Annotated in this window: 16 protein-coding genes; 10 read left to right on the forward strand and 6 right to left on the reverse strand. The window is 61.0% G+C overall.

All coding sequences use genetic code 11. The features are described from left to right. The first annotated feature begins 2 nt into the window (after window positions 1-2). The 5 genes from HT579_15270 (at window position 3) to HT579_15290 (ending at window position 8,271) form a co-directional block, all read left to right on the forward strand. A complete protein-coding gene (locus HT579_15270; protein ID QKS30164.1) occupies window positions 3-2,831 on the forward strand; it encodes a DEAD/DEAH box helicase family protein in 2,829 nt (942 codons plus the stop codon). Then, window positions 2,828-4,843 (forward strand): BREX-3 system phosphatase PglZ, encoded by a 2,016-nt coding sequence (gene pglZ, locus HT579_15275; protein ID QKS30165.1) that lies wholly within the window; start codon window positions 2,828-2,830, stop codon window positions 4,841-4,843. The genes HT579_15270 and pglZ overlap by 4 nt, the downstream gene beginning before the upstream one ends. Further along, complete coding sequence (locus tag HT579_15280) at window positions 4,840-5,559, forward strand: hypothetical protein (GenBank protein ID QKS30166.1); 720 nt, start codon at window positions 4,840-4,842, stop codon at window positions 5,557-5,559. The genes pglZ and HT579_15280 overlap by 4 nt, the downstream gene beginning before the upstream one ends. Window positions 5,560-5,568: 9 nt before the next feature. Further along, window positions 5,569-7,851: a hypothetical protein gene (locus HT579_15285; GenBank protein QKS30167.1), complete on the forward strand. Its 2,283-nt coding sequence runs from the start codon at window positions 5,569-5,571 to the stop codon at window positions 7,849-7,851. Between the two features lie 75 nt (window positions 7,852-7,926). Continuing rightward, complete coding sequence (locus HT579_15290; protein QKS31659.1) at window positions 7,927-8,271, forward strand: hypothetical protein; 345 nt, start codon at window positions 7,927-7,929, stop codon at window positions 8,269-8,271. Here HT579_15290 and HT579_15295 read toward each other — a convergent pair. Next, on the reverse strand, window positions 8,198-10,033 hold the full coding sequence (locus tag HT579_15295; GenBank protein ID QKS30168.1) for a TraI domain-containing protein: 1,836 nt from the start codon (window positions 10,031-10,033) through the stop codon (window positions 8,198-8,200). The genes HT579_15290 and HT579_15295 overlap by 74 nt on opposite strands. Window positions 10,034-10,313: 280 nt before the next feature. Here HT579_15295 and HT579_15300 point away from each other — a divergent pair, with 280 nt between their 5' ends. From HT579_15300 to HT579_15320, 5 genes are read left to right on the forward strand one after another with little or no spacing between them, the layout of a single operon-like run. Continuing rightward, window positions 10,314-10,883 (forward strand): hypothetical protein, encoded by a 570-nt coding sequence (locus tag HT579_15300; protein ID QKS30169.1) that lies wholly within the window; start codon window positions 10,314-10,316, stop codon window positions 10,881-10,883. Further along, window positions 10,880-12,253 (forward strand): 7-cyano-7-deazaguanine synthase, encoded by a 1,374-nt coding sequence (locus tag HT579_15305; GenBank protein ID QKS30170.1) that lies wholly within the window; start codon window positions 10,880-10,882, stop codon window positions 12,251-12,253. Before HT579_15300 ends, HT579_15305 begins: the two co-directional genes overlap by 4 nt. Further along, complete coding sequence (locus HT579_15310; protein ID QKS30171.1) at window positions 12,250-13,419, forward strand: ImmA/IrrE family metallo-endopeptidase; 1,170 nt, start codon at window positions 12,250-12,252, stop codon at window positions 13,417-13,419. Before HT579_15305 ends, HT579_15310 begins: the two co-directional genes overlap by 4 nt. After that, the gene (locus HT579_15315; protein QKS30172.1) at window positions 13,394-14,065 is read left to right on the forward strand and encodes a hypothetical protein; all 672 of its coding nucleotides are present in this window, start codon (window positions 13,394-13,396) and stop codon (window positions 14,063-14,065) included. The genes HT579_15310 and HT579_15315 overlap by 26 nt, the downstream gene beginning before the upstream one ends. Further along, window positions 14,062-14,430, forward strand: coding sequence for a DUF3742 family protein (locus HT579_15320; protein QKS30173.1), 369 nt, complete (start codon window positions 14,062-14,064; stop codon window positions 14,428-14,430). The genes HT579_15315 and HT579_15320 overlap by 4 nt, the downstream gene beginning before the upstream one ends. A 19-nt stretch (window positions 14,431-14,449) precedes the next feature. Here the strand turns inward: HT579_15320 and HT579_15325 are convergent, their stop codons facing one another. From HT579_15325 to HT579_15345, 5 genes are read right to left on the reverse strand one after another with little or no spacing between them, the layout of a single operon-like run. Further along, window positions 14,450-15,979 (reverse strand): conjugal transfer protein TraG N-terminal domain-containing protein, encoded by a 1,530-nt coding sequence (locus HT579_15325; GenBank protein ID QKS30174.1) that lies wholly within the window; start codon window positions 15,977-15,979, stop codon window positions 14,450-14,452. A gap of 15 nt (window positions 15,980-15,994) precedes the next feature. Beyond that, window positions 15,995-16,348, reverse strand: coding sequence for a hypothetical protein (locus tag HT579_15330; GenBank protein ID QKS30175.1), 354 nt, complete (start codon window positions 16,346-16,348; stop codon window positions 15,995-15,997). Further along, window positions 16,345-17,748 carry an integrating conjugative element protein gene (locus HT579_15335; GenBank protein QKS31660.1) on the reverse strand — a complete coding sequence of 468 codons (1,404 nt, stop codon included), beginning with the start codon at window positions 17,746-17,748 and terminating at the stop codon, window positions 16,345-16,347. The genes HT579_15330 and HT579_15335 overlap by 4 nt, the downstream gene beginning before the upstream one ends. A 9-nt stretch (window positions 17,749-17,757) precedes the next feature. Then, complete coding sequence (locus tag HT579_15340; protein ID QKS30176.1) at window positions 17,758-18,708, reverse strand: TIGR03756 family integrating conjugative element protein; 951 nt, start codon at window positions 18,706-18,708, stop codon at window positions 17,758-17,760. Next, window positions 18,705-19,151 (reverse strand): TIGR03757 family integrating conjugative element protein, encoded by a 447-nt coding sequence (locus tag HT579_15345; GenBank protein ID QKS30177.1) that lies wholly within the window; start codon window positions 19,149-19,151, stop codon window positions 18,705-18,707. The genes HT579_15340 and HT579_15345 overlap by 4 nt, the downstream gene beginning before the upstream one ends. Window positions 19,152-19,245: the final 94 nt, after the last annotated feature.

Below are 19,245 nucleotides of genomic sequence, written 5' to 3' on the forward strand. Positions count from 1 at the left end.
ACGTGGCCGGTAGCGGGTTCACCATCGGTGACTGGTGCTGGTTCACTCGGCAGGCATCGCCTTGCCGCGTGATCGAGCGGCAGGACGTGTGGGGCGAAGTCGCCTACCGCGTGTGGCTGCCGGCCAAGGACGCGGTGGTGCGTGCACTCGCGCCTGATCTGGCGCCGCTGGAAAGCGTCCGGCCGAGCATGGAGCAGATCCTGCACACCACGGCGGCAGCCAAGCTGCTGGATGCGCTGGAGGACAACCTGCTGTTGGCGCCGATTCAGTCCAGCGTGGTGCCGCTGCCGCACCAGCTCTACGCGCTGAACCGCGCCGTGAGCCGCGACCGCATTCGCTACCTGCTGGCCGACGAGGTGGGCCTCGGCAAGACCATCGAGGCTGGCTTGGTGCTGCGCGAGTTGAAATTGCGTGGCCGGGTGAAGCGAATCCTGGTGGTGGCACCCAAGGGGCTGGTGCGCCAGTGGCAGGCTGAGATGCGGCTGCACTTCGGCGAGAAGTTCCAGTTCATCGAGCCGTCCGAGCTGGCGGCCTTCCGCCAGTGGCGCAGCGGTGGTGCGGGTGAGGAGGAAAACCTGTGGCGCATGCACGACCAAGTGATCTGCTCGCTGGATTCGGTGAAGCCCCTGGAAGGCCGGCGCGGCTGGAGCCTGGAACAACTGAACACCTACAACCGCGAGCGCTTCGAGGACCTGATTTCGGCGTCGTGGGATCTGGTTATCATCGATGAGGCCCACCGCATGGGCGGTAGCACAGAGCAGGTGGCCCGCTACAAGCTGGGCGCCGCGCTGGCCGAGGCATCGCCCTACCTGTTGTTGCTGTCGGCCACGCCGCACCAAGGTAAGACCGATCAGTTCATGCGCTTGATGCAGTTGCTGGACCGCGAAGCCTTCCCGGACGAGAGCAGCGTCAGCCGCGACCGGGTGCGGCCCTTCGTGATCCGCACCGAGAAGCGCGTGTCCATCAATGCGGAAGGACAGCCGCTGTTCAAACCGCGTGTCACCCGGCTGCAAGCGGTGGCCTGGCAGGGACGCCACGGCTCGCAGCAGCGCCTGTATGGGGCAGTGACGGACTATGTGCGCCACGGCTACAACCAGGCGATGGCGGCCAAGCAGCGCCACATCGGCTTCTTGATGATCCTGATGCAGCGGCTGGTGACCTCCAGCACCGCAGCCATCCGCACGACGCTGGAGAAGCGCCAGGCACTGCTTGATGCGCCGCAGCCGCAGGCCAACCTTTTCGAGAACACCAGCGCCGACGAGTGGGCAGACCTCGACGGCCAGTCCCAGGTGGATCTGGCCATGCAGGCCAGTGGCTGGGAACTGGAGAAGTCCGAAGTTGAGATGCTGCTGGACCTGGCGCGCGAAACCGAGGCCGCAGGCACCGACGCCAAGGCCGAGGCGCTGCTGGAGCTTATCTACAAGCTGCAGCAGGAGGAAGGCGACCCGGCGCTGAAGGTGCTGATCTTCACCGAATTCGTGCCCACCCAAGCGATGCTGGCTGACTACCTGGAGAGCCGTGGCTTTTCGGTGGCGACGCTCAACGGCAGCATGGACCTGGAAACGCGCACGCGGGCACAACAGGTGTTCTCCAAAGATGTGCGCGTGCTGATTTCGACGGATGCCGGTGGTGAAGGCCTGAACCTGCAGTTCTGCCACGTCATCGTCAACTTCGACATGCCGTGGAACCCAATGCGGATCGAGCAGCGCATTGGCCGGGTGGACCGCATCGGACAGAAGCACGTTGTTCGCGCCATCAACTTCGTGCTCGAGGACACCGTGGAGCATCGAGTGCGCCAGGTGTTGGAGGCAAAGCTCGAGGTCATCGCGCAGGAGTTTGGCGTCGATAAGGCGGCCGACGTGATGGATTCGGTCGAGGCCGACCCGATCTTCGACGAGCTGTTCGTGCATGGTCTGCAGAACCCGGATGCCATCGAACAGGAGTGCGACGCGGTGGTGTCGCAGCTGCGATCCACCCTGGCGGAGTCGAAGAAGAACAGCGACCTGCTCACCACAGAGCACGATCTGGACGCCGATGACGCCCGCAAGTGGCGCGACCATCCAGCGCAGTTCTGGCTGGAGCGGGCCATCACCAGCGGACTGGCCGCCCGTGGCGGCTCAGCCACCGAGGTGGGCAATGCGTGGCGGGTGAAGTGGGCGGACGGCAGCGAGTCAGCACAGGCCTGTTTTAACGCCCGCACGGCGGATGAGAACCCGGAGTTGGAATGGGTCACGATGGAAGACCCACGCGCCCGGGCTGTGATCAGTGAGCTGCCGCGCTTTGTCGCTGGCCAACCACTGCCGGTGATTCGCGTGACCGGCTTGCCGGATTCGGTTCGCGGCATCTGGTCGCTGTGGGAAATCAGCCTGGCAGCTGAGGGGCTGAGTCGGAAGCGTTTCCTGCCCGTGTTCATCAACGAGGAAGGTCGCCCCTTCGTGCCGACAGCGAAACGCGTATGGGATCTGCTGCTAACTGAAACCGTAGACGTGCATGCCGTGACGGGTGCCGAGGAGTCGGCGAAGTGGTTCGAGGCATCGCATGTGGCTGCCAGTACCCAGGGTGAACGGATCTTCACCGAACTGTTGACCGAACACCGCGCCCGGCTGAAGGAAGAACGCGAACGTGCGGTGCATGCGTTCGAGGCCCGAGGCCAGGCCATTGGGCGAATCGGCCTGCCCGCTGTGCGCGAGCATCGGCGCAAGCGGCTGCAACAAGAACACGATGCACGCATGGCCGCCCTGGACGACATGGAGGCCAGCGTGCCGGCTTTGAATGCCGTGATGATGGTGCGCGTCTCCGGCGATGTGATGCCCGGAGGACAGGTGGGATGAGCCAGTGGTCAGAACGCATTCTCAGCCACTTCACGGCCGATCTCACCCGTCTGTGGGTGGCATGCGATCCCGATGATGTACTGCTGGACGAAAAGCTGTTGTCCGAGCTGCGCGGTCGCGGCTTCGAGGTGATGCTGTACGAGGACCCGTTCGCCTTCCGTGCGGAATACGAGGAGCGCTATCGCGCCGCATGGGATCGCGGTGAGCCGGGGCCAGCGCCGTCCCTGGTTCTTCATCTGCGCAGCGCCGACGCGAATGAGTTGCCGTGGGACATCGTGCATCACGGTCGTGTGGTTCGATTGAGCCTTGCGGAGCTCTTCCCCAGGCTGGCATACAGCGCGGTGCAGCAAGTCGAGCCGGAGCATTTTGCCGGGCTGTTTCATGCCCACCAGACCGAGCTGCAGTCAGCGCGCGGCGAGAACGAGTCGAAGGACTTCATCCTTGAACACGTCTACCAACTGGCGCCAAGGTCGATTCGCAACCCGGTCGACTTCTGGCGTGAGCTGCTGCGAATGCACTTCGCCAATCGCTCGTTGCCGCCCCTGTTTGCTCAACACGCGGCAGGCATCATTCAAGGCAAGGGGCTCTTCACGGATCTGCCCGTCGCCACATGGCTGGCGTCCAAAAGTGCGCTGCTGCGCGTGGTACAGGATGCGTGGTATCGCTACCTGAAGACCCTGGGGCTGGATGGCATGCGCACGGGCGAACCGCCACCGCCAGACTACGTCGCCAAGATCGAGATTCCGTTCGAGCACTCCGATGTGCAGGTGCTGGTCGACTCCATGTTCCTCGACGGCAGCTTGCATCCGCTGGCGGTGCACAGTGTTCCGGCGGGGATGCCGAGTTGGATCAAGGCCGGCATTGTCCAGGACCCGGCGGCGTTGCAGGCTTTGGTGCTCAAAGGCATCGATGGCCTGATCGAGACGACGCCAACGGCGGCCTCTTCGCACAAGGACTGGAGCGAGTTCGCCAAGCGCTACGGTGAGATCCTGGCCCGCACGCATGGTCTGCCGGGCACGGAAGGCAGCGAACACCTGCCGGTGATTCGGGAACGGATCAAGACCTTGCAGGCGCAATCAGACGAGGGTCTGCAAGCCTGGGTCGCAGCCAAGCATTACGCCGACCTGATCCTGCAGCCGGTGACCAAGGGCCCGGTGATGGTGCACCACGTGCCGCGCTTCTTGCGCCATCGGCGGTCCGCAGGGGAAACCAAGGTGGCTCTGCTGGTATTCGATGGGCTGGCCTTTGACCAGTGGGTGCAGATCCGCGAGCGCCTGATCGCCACCACGAAACGTTTCGCGTTCGACGAGGGAACCGCGTTCGCATGGCTGCCGACCGTGACATCGGTGTCGCGTCAGGCGTTGTTCTCCGGCCTGAAACCGCGAGAGTTCGACGACTCCATCGACAGGACGGACAAGGAGGAATCCTTGTGGAAGACGTTCTGGCAGAACGAAGGCGTCAACTCGAATGAGGTGATGTATCGACGTGCGCTGCGTCAGACCCATCAGCTCGACGCACTGGAAGTGGATTTGAATGACCGTCGCCCGAAGGTGGTGGGCCTGGTCATCGATGAGGTGGACGATCGGCTCCACAAGGAGCGGTCCAAGAAGGACGTGGCGATGTGGATCGGGAACTGGTTGACGACCGGTTTCGTCGACCGGCTGTTCTCGCTGCTGCTGGACAAGGGATACCACATCTATCTCACGGCGGACCACGGCAACGTTGAGTCCACCGGCGTCGGCAGGCCCAGCCAGGGCGTGATTGCAGAGACGCGCGGGGAGCGCGTTCGGGTCTACCGGAGTGAGCCATTGCTGGCCGACTCCGCTGCGGCCTATCCCACCACAGTCAGGTTGGACATCGCTGGACTACCCGCGAACTTCATGCCCCTATTCGCAGGCGGACGAACCGCCTTTGTGCCGGAGGGCGAGCAGGTGGTGGTCCACGGCGGGGTGTCGGTCGAAGAGTTGATCGTGCCCTTTGTGAAAGTCAGTTATGTGATTGGTACCGAATGAATTCATCAGCCCCTCAAATCGGCTTTGATCGGTTCATTCAGCTTGATTGGGCGGCTGCAGCACTGAATGTTCGTGCGGGTGCGGCTGGGCTAGATGATCTGAATGCACTGCTTGATGCAGCCGGACTTGGCGTTGAAGCCAAGAAGAAAACACGCACCGTACTGAATCGGCTCTGGCTGGAGCCGCGCGCAGAACTGGTTGATTACGCAGATCGCGGCGTGGCCATCCACAAGACGCAGCCGGACACTCCGGTCGCCGCGCTGTGCTGGGGTATGGCCGTTGCGACGTACCCGTTCTTCGGCAAGGTGGCCGAGCTGGTGGGCCGCCTGTCCGCCATCCAGGGTGATTGCGCGTCGGCCGAAGTGCACCGGCGCATGAGTGAAACCTATGGGGAGCGCGAAGGTACCCGGCGCATGACCAACATGGTCATCCAGAGCCAGGCGAGCTGGGGCGCGGTGGAGCGCGTGGAAAAGGGCAAGCGCGTCATTCGCTTGGCACAGACGAGCATCGACAACGATGCGCTCACTGCTTGGCTGATCGAAGCTGCTGTGCGCTACGCCGGTAAGCCCGTTTCAGTGCCCAGTCTGCAGTCGCTGCCCGTGCTGTTCCCGTTCAACTTGACGCGGCCCCTGGCCTACGTGGTGTCGAACAGCCCGAACCTCGACCTCCGGTCGGAAGGCCCGAGTAACCAGTTCGTCGCTTTGCGTCAGAGGTAGTCATTGCTCATGTCCTGGCGACCCCACATCGACCTACCTGAAAAACGCATACGCAAAGCGGTCGCAAGACGAATTGCAGCATTTTGGCAGTACACCTATCGAGCCCAACACCAGCTTGGTGTTTGGAAATTTCGATACGGCAGTATCGCTTTTTATGCTTTGTTGCTTCTTCTAGTTTCTGCAAGCGCCTACCTGTCATCGGCTCTCCAGAATGTGTTGGCAAGCTATTACTCGACCGAACATGCGATCGAGGGCCTGCGCGGCTTGATCCTAAATGTGGGAAGCGCGCTGATAGGAGCTGCTGCGATTGTTACATCTCTCGTACTGTTCGCCATGCAGGTGAACATCGAGCGCATGCCTCACGGGCTATTTCGCCGTCTGAGTGCAGATAGAAAGTTGCTCGGTGCGTTCGCGTTGGCATTCCTCCTGGCAATAGGCGTCGCGACGCTGTCGACCTTTGTGGATCAGGCCCGGCTGGCGCGGGTCGTGCTCGCATCTTCATGGTCGGTTGTACTCATACTGATCTCGTTCATGTACGCCTATCGGCGCGCTTTGGTGCTCATCAACCCATTGCAGCAACTGGGCATACTCATTCAAGACACTCGTAAGGAGTTGCGGTCATGGGCTCGACGAGCCCAGCGCTCGATACCACTGCTTGAACGCGATGAAAGCGCAAGTTCCGCGACGTCACCTTCGGACTCCACGCACGACTTGGCCCGTACAGCATTTTTTCAGATCAACAATAGATGGACCGATGGCACAAAACGAGCGGTCCGACATGCAATGTCATTTGCGGGACGCTATGCAGAGCAGGGAGACTATGAAGTTTCTGGTGCGGCGCTGAACGCAGTCGTCGGCATCAATGCTGCATACATCGAGTCCAAGGGAAAAACGTTCTACGCCAACAACCCCTTTGTCGATAATCCTTTCTCCAGCGATGGCTTCATCAACGACACGCTGGAGCACCTGCGGCAAAACTTGCAGAGTGGGATTGCCCGTCGTGATGAGCAGCAGATCGAGCAGACACTGCAAGCAATGGCTGCACTTGTCCGAGTGTATCTCGGCATTGATTACTCCAGCCCGTATGCCTCGAAAAGCCACGCACAGCTCGCTGCAGGATACCTTGCAAGTGCGGTGCAGAGCGTAGTTCCTCATGGCATGGCCGATGTTCTGCTAGAGGGACAACGGCTCATGGGGCAATCTGCGCAATATCTCCTCGCCCATGGAGATCCGAACGACATAGCAACGCTCAGCGAAAAAATTGCTTTGATTGCGTGTACTGGCTGCGCGAGAGAGGATTACCGCCCCGTCACGATGGAAGGAATGGCGCAGCTTGCGAATCTCACTTTTGATCTACTTCGCTGTGAGAGCCATGACATTCACTTCTCCGTTGGAGAAGTCCGCCGAGATGTTGCTTTGGTGGCGAAGTTATTTCTCAACGTGCCGGATACTCCCCTGTCGAGCAGCCATAGCACATTCCTGGGGCCGTACTACTCGTCGACGAGCATGCAGAGTCTGAGGTCGCGGCTTACGGCATTGGCGAACGCGATCTCTGAAGCGAAACCGGATAACACGGACGCCCAACTAGTCATACGGAACATCGAGCGTTGGGCGGATGGCCTTTACCAAACGGAGAAGGAGCTTCTTCTCGAAGCTGTAAAGGCGAAGTCTCACTTCGCTTTTGACATGATTCACTGGATAACGGGCGTGACGGAAATCTTGTTGGCAGTGTCGAATGCGCCCGCATGCGACCATCACAGCCAAGAGGAACTGCAGAAGCATGCGCGCTGGTTGATCGCGACATTGACCTGGATTCCCGATGACAAGGAATCGATCACGTTCGTTGAGAACTTCCAGATGACGGGGACGTTGTTCGAAGCCGCAATAGACGCGCGTAATCGCGGCTGCGATGAAATTGCGAAAGAAATCGGGGAGAGCCTCCTGTCCTGGACGTTCAAGGGCGGGAAATATCAAGCAGGGTGGGGCATTCTGGAAAAAGGTCTTTGCGGGCTCGCTGCATTCGCTCTAATGGCTGGGGATGAGCAGGTTTCGGAGTTCAGAACGGCGCTTGCAGCTCATCTGTCGCGCGAGTCGGCGCCAGCACAGGAAATCCGAGATCGCGCGGCAAGAGAAATCTTGGAGCGCGCGGAAAGCTTGTACAGGCATGGACATTGGTCATCTCGGATCGATATGGCGATCGCTCGATCCGATCACGAGAAACTGCGCCCTCTTCTTGAGGACATCGCTGACCTGCTGTCGCCGGGCATGGCCCACCAGACGCGGATGGTCTGATGTCAGCCGGACACCAGTAGAAGGATTTCTGCTTCGCGACGGGCCACCAGTCCCCGGTAGCACCTTCCCGGCGCCATAGACCCACGCCAGCGCACTGAAGGTGCCGCCCCGTGCCCCTTCAATGGCGGGGAACTGACCAGTCACGCACTGACACACGAGGAGATCATCCGCGCCTTCGGCGAGACCGTGCGCCGCGCCATCGAGGCGGCCTTCGACGGAATCGAGCTGCACGGCGCCGATGAGTTCCTGATCCAGGACTTCTTCTCGTCGTTCTTCAACCCTTCAACCAGCATGACGACCACTGGAGCGCCACGGAAACGGTGGCCGCGGAGTTACGGAGTGATTTCTACGAAGGCTGCCGCATGGAGTCGGTGGAGAGCGATAGAGACAGGTAAGGGTTGTTCGGTGGTAAATCGATGAACAGAACACGCGGGTCTTCCAGCAGGTAACCGTGGAGTCTCCGCGACTTCCGTGGCCCCGTCACCGCGCACGTCCAAATGTTCAAACCGTTTTGCTGCTTGCGGTGGAGTTGCAGCTTCTCGAAGCGTTTCTGCACCCACTGCCAGTCGGCCACCTGGTCCTGCTTGGCAAGGACGGCGGTCTCGGGATGTTCCTGAACGTAGCGCTGGAATACCCCGGGACTGACCAGATAGACGGTGTCGGCAACCGTATGCACCAGTGCCTTGGCGTCGTTGATGACGAGCCCCCTCTCTTCGATACGCCGGCGGAGCCAGGCGACAAAATGCTCACCTGACGGTGTCCCCCCCAGTCCTGGAGTCGACGTAGGTGCCGGTACCAGCGAGTCGGCCGGTGCCCTTGAATCACTGAATTCGAGGAGTGGCTCTTTCATGGTCGAGGGAAGGAGTTCGGTGGTGGACGAGGGGTCGGTCGGCGCCATGTCGGAAGCGCTTAGCAGATCCAGAAGTGCTTCGACGCCATCGCCGGCCGACTGCGCCGGCAAAGGCTCGGATGCGGCCGAATCCGCCGCGGCTGGCGAGGGCACAGGAACAGTTGGCTCCCCGTCTTCCTGCACTACCGCCACCGTGCCGGCGAACGGTACAGGCCGCTCATTGCCTTCCCAGATCAGGGAGGGGGCGAGACGCAGGAGCGTGAAGGTATGGGACCAGCCCGCGTCGCTGGCGATGGTGGCCTTCCAGATGGCCTTGCCCTCAGGTGTCGGCTGCAAAATGCCATGGTCCTGCAACACGTTGAAGACGGCGGTATTGCTGGATGGGATGCCGTCGATGCCCTGGGCCAGCAGATGGGCGCGTAGTTTGTCCGAGACCGTTTTGCTCACCAGCCACAGCGCATCCTGGGTCAGCCATCCGTCCGAGGCTTGCGGCTGGTTCAGCTTGAGTTCCTCCCGAAGCAAGTAGCGCAGGCCGTCCAGCAGTTTGCGTTGCAGCGCGTGCCGGGGCGCTGCCAGAGCCTTGCTTGGATCACCGCCGAGTTCTTGGGCAACCGAAGCCTGGTCGGCTTGCACGACCAGTTCGCCGAGCGTGCCGGCATGTTCGTAATGGCCCGCCAGCACGTAAAGCAACGCAGTCCAGAGGTCTGGATACCCGCTGAGCCAATCGAAGATGGCTGCGTCAAGCAGGCGCGCATACAGGAGGCCGGTGGCGGCGCCGTGCAGCCTGTATTCGCGGTCCTTGCGGTAGCGGAAGCGATAACTCCGCTGCAGCGGACCATGCCAGGGGTGCCAGACGGTGCCGTCGGCGTACTCGACGTGCAGGTCCACGGCGATCTTGCCGATGTCGTGCAACAGCGCCGCATAGGCGATGCCGGCGGTCCAGGCCTCAGCCTGGGCCGCCTGCGCCTCCGGCGTGGCGCCGGCGGGCAGCAAGTGTGACTGCCGCAGCTTGAGCGCGTAGGCCACGATTTCCAGGCCGTGGTCCAGCATGCCGCCCGGATAGGCATGGTGATGGCTCTCGGATGCGGGGAACTGCTGGACCAACTCGGCGTAGCGTTCCAATGGTGCGAGGTAGAGCGTGGCGAACTGCCGCCGCGACAGCGAGGTGCGCTGCCAGATGTGTTCCAGCAGCTTCTGCCGGCGCGGTGTTGCCAGCAGCGATGCGGCCGACTCCGGCCGCACCAGCCCTTTGCCGGGCTCGGCGGGAGATGTGGGCGTCGGCGGCGCGCCGGCAGTGGACGGCACCCGTTTGCGTTTGAACAGCGAGAGCATGGCAAACCCCGGATGTCGGGCTGCTCGGGGGAGCCTTTTGGCCTTTTTGGGTAGGGCCTTTCCCCTTGGACCCATTCCCTTGCCCCTTGCCAGCCCTTAAGCCTTTCATTGGTGACAGTCTTTGGATATAGGGGAATTGGTGCTCTTCCTCCACAGCCAATGCGATGCCCGAGCAGTCCAGATTGGAGACGACGTTGATCACGTTCACAAACCCTGCCTCCGATCAGTTTGACATTGTCCGATTTTTCTTCATACAATCTGACAATCAGGAGGCCGGGCTATGAGCGATGGACCGCATAGAAGTTTGCCGCTGCGAAAGGCTTGGAAGGAACTGGCCAAGCGCGGAGATCAGGGCATCTACGACGCCGAGCAAGTTGCGGAAGCGGCAGCGGGTGCCCTCGCAAGCGACTTCAAAAACGAGATCAAGTGGTCATTGGTCGATGCGTTGAAGTCCATCTTCTCCGGCCGCGATAACTCTTTGGGGCTCCCTGAAATCGCTCTTCAAGAACTGGAGGAAGCGAAGTCCTTGGCCGCTGGCTCGGTCTTTGGAACGAACGCGGTTGCGTGGAGCATTGAGCTCATCAACGAAGGTAGATTTGGTTTGGATGCATTTCATGAAGCGATTGGCCTTGCAGCCAAGATGCGTGGTTTCGCAAACGTACGGCAAGTTGAAGAGCATTACCTTCGGGAGTCAAACCAACGCCGAGCAGACCATGTAAGTGCGCGACTCTCGAGCGCTATCTCCAACTTCTCTGAGGGCAGATTGGGCGCGATGCTTGTATCTCCTGAATCTGACGGAGCCCGTCGGAGCAAGAAGAAGACCCATCTGGACGAAGGAGTGCCCTTGTGATGAACCTACTACCTCTCAAGGAGCTTACGGTAGATGTGGTTGAAGCTGGTGCTCGTCGCCGCAAAGGTATGGTGCCCTGCAGACTTGGCCAAAACATCGATTTCGACCTCGAAGCTCTTGAATCCTTCTCATCGATCAAATGGCAGACGACGGTGTACGACGCCCTTGTCGTGGCTGCCGTAGTCGAGTTCTGTGATCGCAGTCTTTCCCGCAGTGCCATGAACTGGGGCCGGAACTTCTCGGTGCACATTCCCGTTCATGATCCCGACAAATGGTCAGACAAAACGGTAACTCGGGCGCTAGTGGAAGCATTGAATCTACTGACCGGGGACGACTGGCACTTCGAATTCCGCGCCAGGAAAGCGTCGGCGGAACCACCTCCGCAGGATCGCATGAGGTTTCCCTCCAATGCAGAAGCAGTCATCGCCTACAGCGATGGAATGGACTCGTGTGCGGTTGCTGGGCTTGAGAGCAAGCGCCTTGGTCGCCGATTGGTACGCGTGAGGGTAGGTAGCAAGCAGTACGACGTGTCGAAAAAGGAACGTCTCCGAATCCCTTTCACTGCCCTCCCGTATTCCGTCAAGCTGGACAATGGTAGGAATGCTGAGAACAGTGCCCGGAGCAGGGGGTTCAAATTCAGTGTCGTATCCACGATTGCGGCATATTTGATTGATGCTCCATCGGTCATTGTTCCTGAGAGCGGACAGGGAGCACTGGCTCCTGTCCTTCTTCCCGTCGGGCAAGGCTATGAGGACTATCGGAGCTACCCAGTTTTCACTGCATTAATGGCACGCTTCTTCAACGCCCTGCTTGGATACCAGATCCAATATCGATTTCCACGCCTGTGGATGACGAAAGGTGAGACCCTTCGCGAGTTCGCCGATGTTTGTGGCAGTGATGCGCACTGGGCAATGACCAGATCGTGCTGGCAGCAATCGCGGCAGGTGGCCGTCTCGGGCGAAAGGCGTCAATGCGGAGTGTGTGCAGCTTGCATGCTCCGCCGTCTTAGTGTTCATGCCGCTGGCTTGAATGAACCGCCCGAGACTTATGTATGGGAATCACTGAAGGCCGCGACCTGGGAAACTGGCGCTGCAAAAGACTTTGCCAGCTTCACGCCGGCCTTGCGCGAGTATTCGATTGCAGGAGTGCTCCACTTTGAGCATCTCGCCTCGCTTCATGAGTCATTGCAGTACGGGCTCATCAAGCGTCGAAGGACGAACGAGCTAGCGCGCTCTTTGTCAGAGCCGCCAGCAGCTGTAGCGCAAAACTTCGACCGACTTATACAGCAGCACGCAAATGAATGGTCTGCATTCACGAACGACCTTGGACCGGGGTCGTTTGTGAGGCAATGGATAGATGACGCATCATGACCAAGCCAAACTTTGAGTTGAGCCCAGTAGTGCTGGGCGAAAGATTAAAAATTGCGCGGGAGACCGCCAACATTACCCAAGATGCTGCAGCCAAGGCGGCAGGCATCGCTCGTACTACGCTTGTTTCCATTGAGAAGGGGCAGCGTCCCGTAAGGCTCGATGAAATCCAAGCACTGAGCCGCTTTTACGGTGTATCCGCCAATTCCTTACTGCGCCAAGAGGCCGTTCATGTCGACCTAGTCCCTCGGTTCAGGTCACTCCCGGATACCGGCGGCGTGGGCATTGAGCAAGCTGCGCGGGTGCTGAGTGATCTTGTCCGGGTCGAAGTAGAGCTAGAAAACATCCTGGGTATTCACAAGCCCTACAACTATCCTGCGGAGAAAACTATCCTGCCCGGCGACGTTCGCAAGCAAGCGGAACAAGATGCCCAGAGCTTACGGAATTGGCTGGGGATCGGAGAAGGGCCAATTCAAAATCTGTTTGCCCTCCTTGAGCTACAGCTTGGCGTGCGGGTCTATGCTCGGAAGCTGGATGCCAAAGTCTCTGGACTGTTCGCCTACGATGAAGCAGTTGGTGCCTGCATTCTGATCAACGCAGGTCATCGACAGGACCGTCGGACCTTGACCGGCGCTCATGAGCTTGGCCACTTCATTGCGACGCGACGTCGGCCGGAGATCTATCAAGATGAGAAGTATGAAAACTCTCGGGAGGAGCGCTATGCGAACGCGTTTGCAAGTGCGTTTCTTATGCCGGCTCGTGCAGTCATGGAGAAGTTTAAGGAACTGACCATTGGTTCATCCCATTTGACGCGCCGGCATATCATTTTGCTGGCTCACTTCTTTGGCGTATCCCGCCAGGCAACCGTTCTACGGCTTGAAGAACTTGGCCTGACGAAGAAGGGAACCTGGGATTGGTTCATGGACAATGGGGGTATCACCGACGAACAAGTTCGCCAAGTAATTGGCCCTGAAGCATACGGGCCCGCTCCCGGAGAGGAAGCACAATCATCACGACTGTTTCTGTTAGCGATCGAGGCCTGGAAGAAGGATCTGATCAGCGAGGGGCAGATGTCGGAAATGCTGAAGCTTGATCGTGAAAAGGTCCGCGAATTGCTCGATGAGGCCGAAGAGGACGAAACTGATGACCTTTTCAAGCTGCCTCACTAATCAGGATAAGGTGATTGTCCTGGACGCCAGCGTCATCATCAATTTACTGGCGACGGCAAATGCGGGCGCAATTCTGCAAGCGCTGAAGGCTGACCTTGTCGTAACCGGCAATGTCGTGCGCGAGATTGATCAAGGTGCAGCAAACGGCCGCTCAGAGTCCAAATATCTGGCCGAATTGATCGATTCACGGGTCTTGCGAGTGGAAGAGCTTGCCGGCCCGTCTCTTGAGTACTTTTTTGACATGGTCTCTGGCCATACGTCGGACTCTCTGGGTGACGGCGAGGCGGCAACTCTCGCGTTTGCATACAGCAACAGATTCTCTGCTGCAATTGACGAGAAGAAGGCAACAAGGATCGCCGGCGAACGTTTTGAGGCAATGAAGCTTGTCACAACTATAGACATATTTGCCTATGGGGCTGTGCAGGCATTGCTGGGACATGAAGTGTTAGCCAACGCAACGCTTCAGTCGCTACAAGTTGCAAGAATGCAAGTTAGACCGCATCAATTCGATTGGGTGGTCAGGTTGATTGGTGAGGACAATTTGGCCGAATGTGCGACTTTGAAGAAACTTGCACGTCGAAGGACAGAAAGCCTGGACACCACCATGCCGATCGCCTCTCTTGATAGGAGAAGATTACAGTCATGAAAACCATTGCACACACCGGCCTCGCGGAGCGTGCCGGCCGGGCGCTGGGTCGAATGTTGCAGAAGCTCATGCGTTTGGATCGGAAGGCGCAAGAAGGGCTCGTGACGCAAGGATGGTCCCTTGGGGCGGCTTCGGCCGCACTGCTGGTCATTAAGCTTGTTGTATTCGGCGTATTGGCCTACGTGGCGTTCTGGCTGGCGGTGTCGCTTGCTCTACTGGCGTTAGTTGCTTGGAACATGCGCGGCCCAGCAGCGTGGGACCCGGAGGGCAAGGACAAGCCGGAATGGCGCGAGGGGCATGGTGGCTTTGGCTTGTATGACAAGAACGAGTGGCGCCACGATATGGGCGACCCCGACCAGCAATAGCGGCTATCCAGAGTTGCAGCTACTTTCCTGAACCCTTGGCTGCAGAAATCGCAAGGCGTGAACCGCTTCCTCCGGCCGACTTGGCGTCACCGGTCGCGACGGTGAGGCCGTTCAGCACATTGCCAGCCCGTACACCAACCCACCCTAGTGCAGCCACCCAAAACCCCGGCAGCACGATGAACATCGTCGCCATGACAAAGTTCAGCAGCATGTCGCCAAAGGCGTTGTTCAGCCCGATCAGCGGGTCGAAGTTGCTATGTGGCCGGTTTGCGCCGAATCCCCAGCCATAGAGCGCATCGAGAATCGTGCTGTCGAGCCAGCGCGCGAGCTGGAACCAGAAGTCCACGAAGAACAGCGCGAACTCCACGCAGCTCACCGCGACCAAGGCCTTCAACTCGTAGGTTCCGAAGAGCAGCACTAGCGGGATGCAGATGACGAGTGCCATCTTGAGCAGCGACAGCACCATAGGCAGCGCCTGGCGAACCACATCCATGGCCGGAAAGAATCCCAGCGAACCGACCGTCATCCCAAGATCGCCGGCCCCCCGCGCCACGACGTTGGGCAGCGTCTTATCGATCTGACCGCCGTAGTCGGTATAGACGGCGCCCTGGTTCATCTTCTGTTGCTGCGGCGAGACCACGGCGCGAATCACCGAGTCGTTCACCTCGTTCTGCGACAGAAAGCCGGCCCAATGGCCGATGCGCGATAACAGATCGGGATCGACCTGAGCCAGCAGCCGGGCACGCAGGCCGTTGCTGCCATCCGACCACCACTGCTGGCAGGTGGGATAGCCGCCGCCGCTATCCACCTGAGCCAGCCCCGCATCGCGTGTTGCATCGTAGGGCCAGGCCGTGCGCGGCGTGCTGGAGTGGTAAGTGTCGTAGAACCCCGCCGTGCCCTGGAAGTAGCTCGAACCGATCCAGGTCACGTCGTTCATCTGATCGTCGGAGAGCGTCGGGCGGTCCATGAACAGCTTGGCGCGCGACGGGCCGTAGCAGTCGTGCACGAAGTCCGCGACCTCCTGCGCGAGCACCGGGTCGTTGATGCGTGTGGCGTCCACGTCCATGCGGATCTGACGCAGATCGGTTCCGCAGGGGATGGCTGCCACCGCAGCTCCGGTGACGGCCTTCGAAATGGCGTGCATGAAGAACCACCACACCGGCACCAGCGCGCTCTGATTGTTGAGCGCGGTGTAGACGTTGGACCAGCCCGTGTCGGCAGGTTGCGGAACGCTGACCTGGCACTGTGCAGAGCGCGTAGTGTCGAATTTGATCGTGCTCAGGTCGACCGGAATGAAGGGAATGCCGGCGAACATGATGACAACGATCGCCACCCAAACGCGGTTCTCGATGCGCATCGAGGACAGCACGCCCTTGTTGCCCTCGTCCGCGCCTTCCGCCCGCGCCCGCAGCCACTCATGGATCACGATGGCAACGAACGGCAGCGCGAACATGCCGCTGGCCACCAGGATGTTCCAGATGCCGTTGTTGACGATCCACCCAACCAGGGTCAGGTAATACTCCAGATAGTCCGCCGTGTAGAGGGTCATGACGTTCTCCGTGGCTCAGCTTGCGCGCAGCAGTTGACTGGCCTCGAGCAACGCGATGGTGACGACGGCCGCGATCTCGACGCGCCGCAGGCGTTGATGAGACTCGGCCGAGGGCTCGCGCTCGAGCAAGCGGCGGCGCATCCACCACCAGCCATAGGCCGTCGCCGTATAGACAAGCAGCCGCCAGATAAGGAAGTGCGTCGAGTGCGCGCGCAGCCAGTGCTCCCAGTCGTCGATGCTGCCGACGATGCCAATGCCGACGACGTTCACGACCACGGCAACGCCCGCGATCAACAGCGCCCACAGCAATGCCATGCCGACGCGGCGGTTGAACAGCCACGCTGGCCGCAGCCAGCTCCTGACGGTCATGGCGTGCCCCTCGGCTTCTGCACTTCCTTGAGCCGGTCGCGGGTCGTGTCACCCTCGAAGATACCGCGCGATCCGCCGGCCCTCGTGCTGTGCCGTTGAATGATTGCCATCGCGGAGTTCCCGGCCAGCTCGCGCCGCAGTTCGAGTTCGGTCTTGAGGTTGTTGATCTCCTGCTCCAGCGTGCCGTTTTCCTGGTCGACCGCCTTAGCGGCCAGCTCGTTGGCGGCGACGTTGGGCTCCTGCTTGCCGGTCAGCAGCGTGCGCTGCAACAGCAAGGCCTTCTCCAGCACGCTGGACAGCGCCGCCTCCGAGGCCAGGCGCTTGCCCAACAGGTCCTGATCGGGCTCGTCGCGCAGGGCCTCGATCACGCCGCGGGTGATCGGCAGCGAGTTGCTGCCGGCCGCTTCCAGATTGGCCACCGTCGTCGGCTTCGCACGCGTCACCAGATCCTGTAGCGCTTGCAGCTTGGTCTCGTACTCCTCCTGGATCACCGGCGTCAGCCCCACGCCGGGCGTGGTCTGCGTCTTCGTGCAGCTTTCGCAGGTGCGCTGCTCGCGCTCGCCCAGCACACGGGTCGCAAAGGCCGCGGCGGCATCGGGCGATGTCCAGGTCTGGCAGGTCAACCGGTTGCCGCAGGAAGCGCGTGGGATCGACGAAGTGTCCGTGACGCTGCGGCCATTGAGCAGGTTGTAGCCCGCGCGGGTCACGTCGCCCACCACCTTGATCGAGTCCTGCCCCGAACCGCCCGCGTTGTTACCGCCAACCCAGGGCACGCCGTTGTTGCCCCTGTTCGACTCAGCCTGTTCGATGGCAGATACGGCATCGTTTCCGCTGACCGCATCGCGCAACGCCATGCCCTCGGCGAGCTGATCCCAGCCGGCCTGACCACCCGCCATGTCCGCCATCCGATTGGCGATGGCCCGGCAGGTCATCTTCGAGCGGTCGAAGTCCAGGCGTGCCTGCAGAACGCCGTTGGTGAGCAGGTTGTAGAGACCCGGATCGGCGCGCTGGATGATCAACGCTGGCAGGGATGCCACGGCACTGGTGGCGTTCTGGATCACGGTGCTCATGATCGACTGGAAGCCGTTGGTGATGCCGTTGAGCTGGTTCTGCAGCGTGGTCGTGATGCTCATGTTTCCGCAGATCAGGTTGCTGTTCCAGCCGATTCCCACGCCGATGCTTTGCATGTTCCCGGCACCGCTCATGGACACGGCCCGGCCGCCACCGATGCTGTAGAGCACATCGTCGCCGATGACGTTACCGTTCACGCTCACTCCGCTTGGGTCGATGCGGGTCTGCGCCCACGCGACGCCTACCGCTGCCGTGAAGGCGCAGGCGAGTGCGATGCTGAGCATGTACAGCTTGGCGCATTGCGCGAGACGGGAGAGAGACGTTTTCATGGGCACACCTCAGAGGAAATCGACGCTGCCGAGGAAGACCTGGCCGCGGCGCTCACAGCAGGCGTAGGGCCGCCACAGCGCCCAGGCGTAGTCGCCCTGTTGGGCTTGCACGCGCGTGTTGGAGTGCGGGAAGACCGCGCAGGAATTGGAGAGGGTCGGCGTCAGCTCCTGCCATTTGCCGGTGGAGGCGTCGCTTTCCACCAGCGCGCCGGCCGGCCAGTAGCCGTCGCTCGAACTCGCGAGCAACGGCTGATAGACGTGCGGCTGCATGCGCCGGGTCACGACGTCGCCCGCGCGCTGCGCGACGATGGCGCCGCTCTTGTAGTCGTCAGTCTGATGCAGGAAGCCGCCGCGGGGATAGACGTTCCCCCACAGGTTCAGCGTGGTGCGTCCGCCGATCTCGCGCATGCCGGGGATGAGCGCCTCGGGATACACCATCTCCGGCACGTTGTAGCGCCAGGCCAGCGTGTCCAGGGTGCTCAGCAGATACGGCATGAAAGCCGTGCCGGCTCCTTGACAGGCGTAGCCGGAGGCGCTCGCGAACTGGCTGAGTACCGAGCCGCCGGGATGGCCGATCACATCGGCATTCTTGAACTTGGCGAGGTTGTTTTCGTTGTCGTGATTGGTTGTGCCATCGCCACCCGCCTGCGCCGTGGAGTTGGGCGTGCTCATCGCACGCACTTCGACCCACGGGTTCTCTCCGGTATTCGAATAGCTCGACACCACCGCGTCCGGCACGTAATGCCGCACCTTCACCGATGTGCGCACGGTGCAGCCCGTCCACGTGCAGAACAGCCAGTAGCAGATGCCGACGACGCGGTATTCCAGGCAATCGGGCGATAGAGTCGAAGACACGATTGTCGCCGTGTTCAGCGCGAAGCTCGAAGCGGCGGCGCTCAACAACACCGAAGCGATGGCGAGGCGTGCCCGGCGTGAGTGCGCCGACAACAGACGATTCATGGCTGCGTCCTCCGATGGGCTTCGATGCGAGCCAAGGCGCGTGTCACGTCGGGGTCGCCGTAAACCACGTAGCGGCGATCGGCCACCACGGCGGGCACCTTGACGATGCCCAGGCCCCAGGCATCGGCGACACCCTGGTAGGCGCTGCCGATGCGTCGTTGCAAGGCCTGGCCGCCATCGCGCAGGCGCTGCTGCACGAGCGCGGCCGCGCGGCTGGGGTCGTTTGGCAGACCGGCCGCCAGCTCGGCCTCGATGCGCTCGGGCAGGTCCAGCTCGATCACGCGGGCGCCGCCAGCGGACTGCAGCGGATGCCGGCTGTCGGTCACGACCAGCACGTCGGCGGCCGATGCGGTCTGGCCGAGCAGACACAGCAGCAGGCCTCCCGCGCACGCGATGCGCGTGATCCGCAATCGCGGAATGGAACTGAACAAGGGAGCCGTCATGGCGGGCGTCCTGGGGATGAGAGCAAGGCCTCTAGTCGAACGCCGAAGGCATGTCCGCTGCGACAAGGAATGCGCACCGCGTACCCCCCGCTTT

The organism is Candidatus Accumulibacter similis (genome assembly GCA_013347225.1).
GTDB classification, from domain to species: Bacteria; Pseudomonadota; Gammaproteobacteria; order Burkholderiales; family Rhodocyclaceae; genus Accumulibacter; species Accumulibacter similis.